Origin of the sequence: Streptomyces sp. BK239, assembly GCF_004217285.1 — a bacterium.
GTDB lineage: Bacteria > Actinomycetota > Actinomycetes > Streptomycetales > Streptomycetaceae > Streptomyces.
In genome coordinates, this window is record NZ_SHKS01000007.1 from 253,487 (window position 1) to 259,486 (window position 6,000).

The window sequence follows — 6,000 nt, forward strand, 5'->3', positions numbered from 1 at the left end:
CCGGCCCGTCTGCCATCGACACTGGCCGAGCAGCGCGGCCGAGCCCTGCCCGGGCGGCTCTCCCTTGCAAGGCTCACCGTCCGCGGCGAGCGGTTCGGCCACTTCCTCGGCCGAAGACGCTCCAGCACCCTCTGCCGGCCCGGACAGCCCACCGTCGGTGACTACGCCTACGACTGGGCGCTGATCGACGTGGAAACCTCAGGACTCATGCCCCGGCGAGACCGAGTGCTGTCCGTCGCAGGGGTGACGGTCAGCCCGGAAGGGCGACAGACCGGGGAGTTCTTGAGGGTCAGAGCCGGACCGCAGTGCCCGTGACCCGGATGCGCTCATCGTCCGGGTGCAGCTCGACCTCCAGCAGCGACGGCCGGCCCATGTCGTGCCCCTGGTGCAGGGTCAGCCGGGCGTCCGGCGGGACCAGGCCCAGCTCGCGGGCGTACGCGCCGAAGGCCGCGGCCGCGGCGCCGGTGGCGGCGTCCTCGACGACGCCGCCGACGGGGAAGGGGTCACGGACATGGAAGACAGTCGCCGACTCGCGCCAGACCAGCTGCACCGTGGTCAGGTCGAGGCGGCGCATCAGCGCGAGCAGCCGGTCGAAGTCGTAGTCGAGGCGGGCCAGTCGCTCGCGGGTGGCGGACGCCAGCACCAGGTGCCGCACTCCCGCGTACGCGATCCTCGGCGGCAGCGCGGCGTCGAGCTCCCCGTCCGCCCAGCCGAGCGCGCTGAGGGCCTCCGCCACGTCCGCGGGATCCGTCTCGCTCACCTGGGGCGGCACGCTGGTGAGGGTGGCTTTCAGCGCTCCGTTCTCCTCCCGTACGTCCACCGGCACCAGGCCGGCCTGGGTGTGGAGGTCGAAGTGGCCGGGTCCGAACTGCTCGCCGAGCGCGACGGCGGTGGCCACGGTGGCGTGGCCGCAGAAGTCCACCTCCGCCTTGGGGCTGAAGAAGCGGAGAGTGAAGGACCGGCCGGCCGCGGAAGGTGTGGCGCCGTCCGGGCCGGGGGTGAGGAAGGCGGATTCGGAGTAGCCGAGTTCGGCGGCGATTGCCGTCATCGCGGCATCGTCGAGTCCGGTGGCGTCGAGCACGACGCCGGCGCCGTTGCCGCCGGCCGGGCTGGTGGCGAAGGCGGTGTAGTGCAGCACGTCGGGGGTGATCGCGGCGTTCATCGGAAGTGATCCCTTCATACGGAGCAGGCTATGCGGAACAGGCTTTGCGGAACGGACGTGGGTAGCTGGTCGCGGGCGGGGCGGGCAGGTCAACGGCTGGCGGCTGCGTCCCGCCGTGCTGCCAGGGCGAGCAGGGCGCCGGCGGCGAATGCGGCCGCGGCGATGCCGGCTGATAGCCGTAGGCCCGCGGTGAAGCTTGCGGCCGTGGCGAAGGTGCCGAAGAGGGCCACGCCGACGGCGCTGCCGGTCTGCCGGGCGACGTTGAAGACCGCAGTGGCAATGCCCGCGCCGGCGGCCGGGGCGGCGTCGACGATGGCGGCGGTGGCCGCCAGCGCCGTCGTGGTCTGGCCGAGGCCGGTAGCGATCAGGGCGAACAGAAGCGCCGGGTACGGGGTGTGCTCCCCGGCGAACAGCCAGCCGAGGAAGCCGAGTGTGCCCAGGACCTGACCCGCGGCCATCGGCACGTACGGGCCGGTGCGGGCGGAGATGCGGCTGAACAGTGGCGCCGCGAGTAGGCCCATGCACACCGACGGCAGTAGGGCCAGGCCGGTGCCAAGAGCGCTGAAGCCGCGCTCCTGCTGGAAGTACAGGGTGGTCAGGAAGAGCATGCCGTAATAGCCCAGGCTGATCAGCAAGCCCACGGCTGCGGTGGCGGTGAAGGCGGTCGAGGCGAAGAGGGACGGCGGCAGCAGCGGCGATCGCGGCCCGCCGGCAGTGGCGCGGGCTTGGAGGCCGCGCTCCACGGCGGCGAAGGCGAGAAGTGCGGCGCCGCCCACGCCGAGGGCGAGAAGCACCAGCGGCGAGGTCCAGCCGCGCGCGCCGGCTTCGTTGAGACCGGCGGCAAGCGCGACCAGGCCGACGGTGCCGAGGACTTGGCCCAGCAGGTCCATCCTGCGGTTACGCGACGGGCGGGCCGCGGCCGGCAGGCGCCACAGCGTCAGTGCGATCGCGGCGGCGGCGATGGGCACGTTGAGCCAGAACACCGACCGCCACCCACCCGCGGAGATCAGCAGCCCGCCGACCACCGGCCCGGCGCCGAAGGCCACCGAGGCGACCACACCCCACACGGCGACAGCACGAGCGCGTAGCGCCCGGTCTGGATATGTCGCCTGCAGCAGCCCGAGTGACGCCGGCACCAGCAACGCGGCGCCGCCTCCCTGCGCCAGCCGCCCCGCGATCAGAGCCCCCGCAGACTCGGCGGCCGCACACGCCAGTGAAGCGGCCGTGAAGACACCGAGCCCAGTCACGAACATCCGCCGGTGACCGAGCCGGTCGGCCAACGAGCCACCGAGCAGCAGCAGACCGGCGAAGACGGTGCTGTAGCCGTCGACGATCCACTGCACAGCGGTGCCGCCGGTTCCCAGCGAGGCGCTGATGCCGGGGATGGCGACGTTGACGACCGTGACGTCGAGCATGACGAGGAAGTAGCCGAGGCTGAGCGCGATCAGCGGGACCAGGGCGGGCTTCGGGCGCCGGACATCTTTCTGTGACCGCGTGGTGTCAAGGACTTCGGTGTGCGCAGAGAGGTTCGTTGCAGCCATGAGGAGATCATCGAAGCCAGATACTTCGTCACCCGTCAAAGTGTCGATGTCGTACGCTGCGCTCATGGACGGCGAACCGCTCAAGCAGCAGACCGACATCGCCCGCGCCGCGACCCTGATCGCCGATCCCTCGCGGGCGAAGATACTCAAGTGCCTGGCCGACGGCCGCCCCCTGCCTGCGAGCGCGCTCGCAAGCGAGGCGGGCATCAGCGCCGCCACGACCAGCGTGCACCTGGCGAAGCTGGTCGAGGGGGAGTTCGTCACGGTGACCCGGCAGGGTCGTAACCGATACTTCCGGCTGGCCGGACCGGACATCAGCGCCGCGCTGGAGGCGCTCGCGCTGATTGCCCCGCCACTGCCCATCACCTCGCTGAAGCAGAGCAACCGCAACAGTGCCCTGCACCGCGCCCGCACCTGCTACGACCACCTGGCCGGACAACTCGGCACCGACCTCATGGCCGCGCTGCTCGAGCGCGGGATCCTGGCCGGCCACGACGGCATCCACCGCGCCGAGGACGCGGTACGCGACCGGCCCGCGTCCTACGGGCACGACATCCGCTACGAACTCACCGACACCGGCCGTGCGCACCTGGCCGACCTTGGCATCGACACCGACCACCTGCCGCCGCGCCGGCCCTCGATCCGCTACTGCGTTGACTGGAGCGAACACCGCCACCACCTGGCCGGCGGCCTCGGCGCCGCGCTCGCCGCCCGCCTGTTCGAGCTGGACTGGGTGCGCTGGGGCACGGTCCCGCGCACAGTGCATCTGACCCAGGCGGGGGCAACCGGTCTTGAGCAAGCATTCGGCCTGGCGCCGGCGGATTAAGCCGGCGTCCGGGGGTGCCGACGCATGGGTGTCCGGCGGCGAGACGGTGTGCCAGGAGTTCGCCGGCCCCTTCGTCGGCGGCCTGCTGTTCGCCGCCGGCCCCGGCCTCGCGCTCGGGGCGACCGGGATCGCCTACGCGCTGGCCGCCCTCACTCTGCTCGTGCTCCCCGGAAGCTTCCGCGCCGACTGTAGTGCCGCCGCCCCGGCCTCCATCACCGCGCAGATCGCGGAGGGTGTCCGCTACCTGTGGCACCACCGGCTGCTGCGCACGTTCACCCTGGTCCTGCCGTTCCTGTTCCGCGTCTGAGGCGGCTGGTTCGCGCTGATACCGCCGTACGCCCGGACGGAAATGCACCTCTGCCCGGGCGGTACGGGATGGTGCTCAGCGCCCTCGGCATCGCCGGACTCGTCGGCGCCCTCACCGTAACCACCGTCGACCGGTCGCAGTTGACCTTGTTGCAGGCCACCGCGTCCAGCGGCCCGTACCCGCCTGCGGGGGCGCCGCCGTCGGGCAGGTCGGCCGGCCAGAACCGCTGGTCGTTCAGGTCGCGGAAGCGCGGGGCTAAGCGGAAGCCGAGCATCTTGCACAGACCGAAGGCCATGTCCGAGTACGAGGCGTTGTCGGTCGCGACCATCTCGGGCTTCACCCCGCCGTCAACCGGGATTTCCTGTACGCCAACTACGCACACCCGGGCATGCGGGCGGTCGCCCGGCGGGGGCCGTGCGGGTCTTAGGACATGCTGCCGCGGCACACCTTCCCCGGGCCCGGGGTGCGGCCTGTGCGGAGGTACTGGTCGACCGTTTCCGTGACGCAGCGGTTCTGCGGGTAGCTGCCATGGCCCTCCTCCTCGGCCGTCAGGAGGACGCCGACACCGTCGCCCAGGGCGCGGGCCATGCGGGGGGCGCCGGGGTACGGGGTGATCGGGTCGCCTGTGCCGCCGACCACCAGCACGGGGGCCGCGCCGTCGGCGTTCACCTGAGGTGTGGGGCGCTCGCCGGCGAACGGCCACTCGTAACAGAGGTAGACGCCGGTGGACCAGGCCGCGCCGAAGACGGGTGAGGCGGCTTCGACGCGGGCCTCGTCCCTGTCGAGGCGTTCGAAGTCGGGGCGCAGGCTGGAGTCCGCGCAGGTGATCGCGGTCAGCGCGGCACGGCTGCTGTCGTGCGGCGTCTTGGCGCGGTCGGCGGAGCCGGTGTCGTCCGCGCCCTCGCTCAGCGGACGGCCGTCGTTGTGGTCGATCAGCGCGGTGAGGGCCTTGGCCAGCGGCGACCAGCCGTCCGTGCCGAGGACGAGATGATCGCTGACGGTCCGTGCGAGGTCGTCGGCGTCCAAATTCCTTCCGTCGCCGGCTGGGGCGGGCTTCTTCTCCAGACGGTCGGCCAGGCGCGCCATGCGTCGCGCGGCCTCCTCGGGCCCGTCGCCGGTAGGGCAGTCGCGGATACGGGCCGCGCAGTGCGCGGCGAACCGGTCGAACGCCGCCTGGACCGCCTTGACCTGCGACACCTGCCCCTCGCTGAGGTCCTCGGTCGGATCGACGGGCGCTTCGAGGACGAGCCGTCCGACGTGCGACGGGTACAGGTGGGCGTAGACCGCGCCGAGCCTCGTTCCGTACGAGACGCCGAAGTAGTGCAGCCGCTCGTCGCCGAGGAGGTAGCGCATCAGGTCGAGGTCACGCGCTGTGTGCGAGGTGCCGATGTACGGGAGAAGCGCCCCGGAGTGCTCGGCGCAGGCGTCGGCCCCCTCGTAGCCGGTGTCGTCCGCGGTTTTCCCGCAGCGCACGGGGATGGTCGCGCCGACGCCGCGCGGGTCGAAGGAGACGAGGTCGTAGCGGTCGAGGAGCGGCTCGTACTGGGCGAGGTGTTCGGGCAGTCCGCTCACGCCGGAGACGCCGGGGCCGCCGAAGTTGAGGACGAGTGAGCCGATGCGCCGGCTGTTCGGGCCGGTGGCCTTGCGGCGGATCAGGGCGACGTCGATCGTCCTGCCGTCCGGTTTCCGGTAGTCGAGGGGGGCCTTCATGGCGGCGCAGTCGTAGCCCGTGCGCGCTGATGACGGCGAGGTGCAGCGGGACCAGCGGAGGTGCTGGCCGGTGGTGAGCGCGGTCGGCAGACCGGCGGGCGGGTTGTTCGCGGTGAACTCCGTACGGGGTTCCGCACTCCGGCCGGGAGCGTCGTGCTGGAGCCAGGCGCCGATGGCCCCGATCACGGCGAGGACGACGCCGGCGATGATGAGCGCACCGGCCGAGAGGCCCGGTCTGCGGCTTCGTAACGGATGTGCGTCACGCATGGGAATCCCCCCGCTCCCGCCCCTGGCCGCCCAGACCCCGTACCCGCATGCCCGTCCCCGTGGTCGTCCGATCGTCGAATGAGTGCAGGGTACTAGGGTCCGTCTTCAAAGATCGCCGGGTGGTGGATCATGGTGGGGTGATACGTCGCCATGAACTCACCGATGGGGAGTGGGAGTTACTCGCTCC

Annotated in this window: 5 protein-coding genes and 1 pseudogene; 2 read left to right on the forward strand and 4 right to left on the reverse strand. The window is 71.9% G+C overall.

The genetic code is table 11. The features are described from left to right. Nucleotides 1-289 precede the first annotated feature (289 nt). Entirely contained in the window at nt 290-1,180 is an 891-nt protein-coding gene (locus EV567_RS22900; protein ID WP_242620970.1) for a PhzF family phenazine biosynthesis protein, read from the reverse strand. A 71-nt stretch (nt 1,181-1,251) separates the two neighbouring features. Next, nucleotides 1,252-2,769 carry an MFS transporter gene (locus EV567_RS22905; protein WP_207228832.1) on the reverse strand — a complete coding sequence of 506 codons (1,518 nt, stop codon included), beginning with the start codon at nt 2,767-2,769 and terminating at the stop codon, nt 1,252-1,254. On the opposite strand from EV567_RS22905, the gene EV567_RS22910 reads away from it, so the two are divergent. Together EV567_RS22910 and EV567_RS22915 are read left to right on the forward strand one after the other, a co-directional pair. Then, complete coding sequence (locus EV567_RS22910; protein WP_130443071.1) at nt 2,768-3,529, forward strand: helix-turn-helix transcriptional regulator; 762 nt, start codon at nt 2,768-2,770, stop codon at nt 3,527-3,529. The genes EV567_RS22905 and EV567_RS22910 overlap by 2 nt on opposite strands. A 28-nt stretch (nt 3,530-3,557) precedes the next feature. Continuing rightward, nucleotides 3,558-3,836, forward strand: coding sequence for a hypothetical protein (locus EV567_RS22915; protein ID WP_130443073.1), 279 nt, complete (start codon nt 3,558-3,560; stop codon nt 3,834-3,836). A 130-nt stretch (nt 3,837-3,966) separates the two neighbouring features. Here the strand turns inward: EV567_RS22915 and EV567_RS28545 are convergent. Beyond that, nucleotides 3,967-4,188: pseudogene (locus EV567_RS28545) on the reverse strand (Tn3 family transposase); the annotation flags it as partial. A 71-nt stretch (nt 4,189-4,259) separates the two neighbouring features. Beyond that, nucleotides 4,260-5,813: an alpha/beta hydrolase gene (locus tag EV567_RS22925; RefSeq protein WP_130443075.1), complete on the reverse strand. Its 1,554-nt coding sequence runs from the start codon at nt 5,811-5,813 to the stop codon at nt 4,260-4,262. Nucleotides 5,814-6,000 lie beyond the last annotated feature (187 nt).

Excerpts from the sequence above, each read along its gene's own strand:
- EV567_RS22900 (WP_242620970.1), bottom strand. The coding sequence starts at position 1,180 with ATGAAGGGATCACTTCCGATGAACGCCGCGATCACCCCCGACGTGCTG.
- EV567_RS22910 (WP_130443071.1), top strand. The coding sequence starts at position 2,768 with ATGGACGGCGAACCGCTCAAGCAGCAGACCGACATCGCCCGCGCCGCG.
- EV567_RS22905 (WP_207228832.1), bottom strand. The coding sequence starts at position 2,769 with ATGAGCGCAGCGTACGACATCGACACTTTGACGGGTGACGAAGTATCT.
- EV567_RS22925 (WP_130443075.1), bottom strand. The coding sequence starts at position 5,813 with ATGCGTGACGCACATCCGTTACGAAGCCGCAGACCGGGCCTCTCGGCC.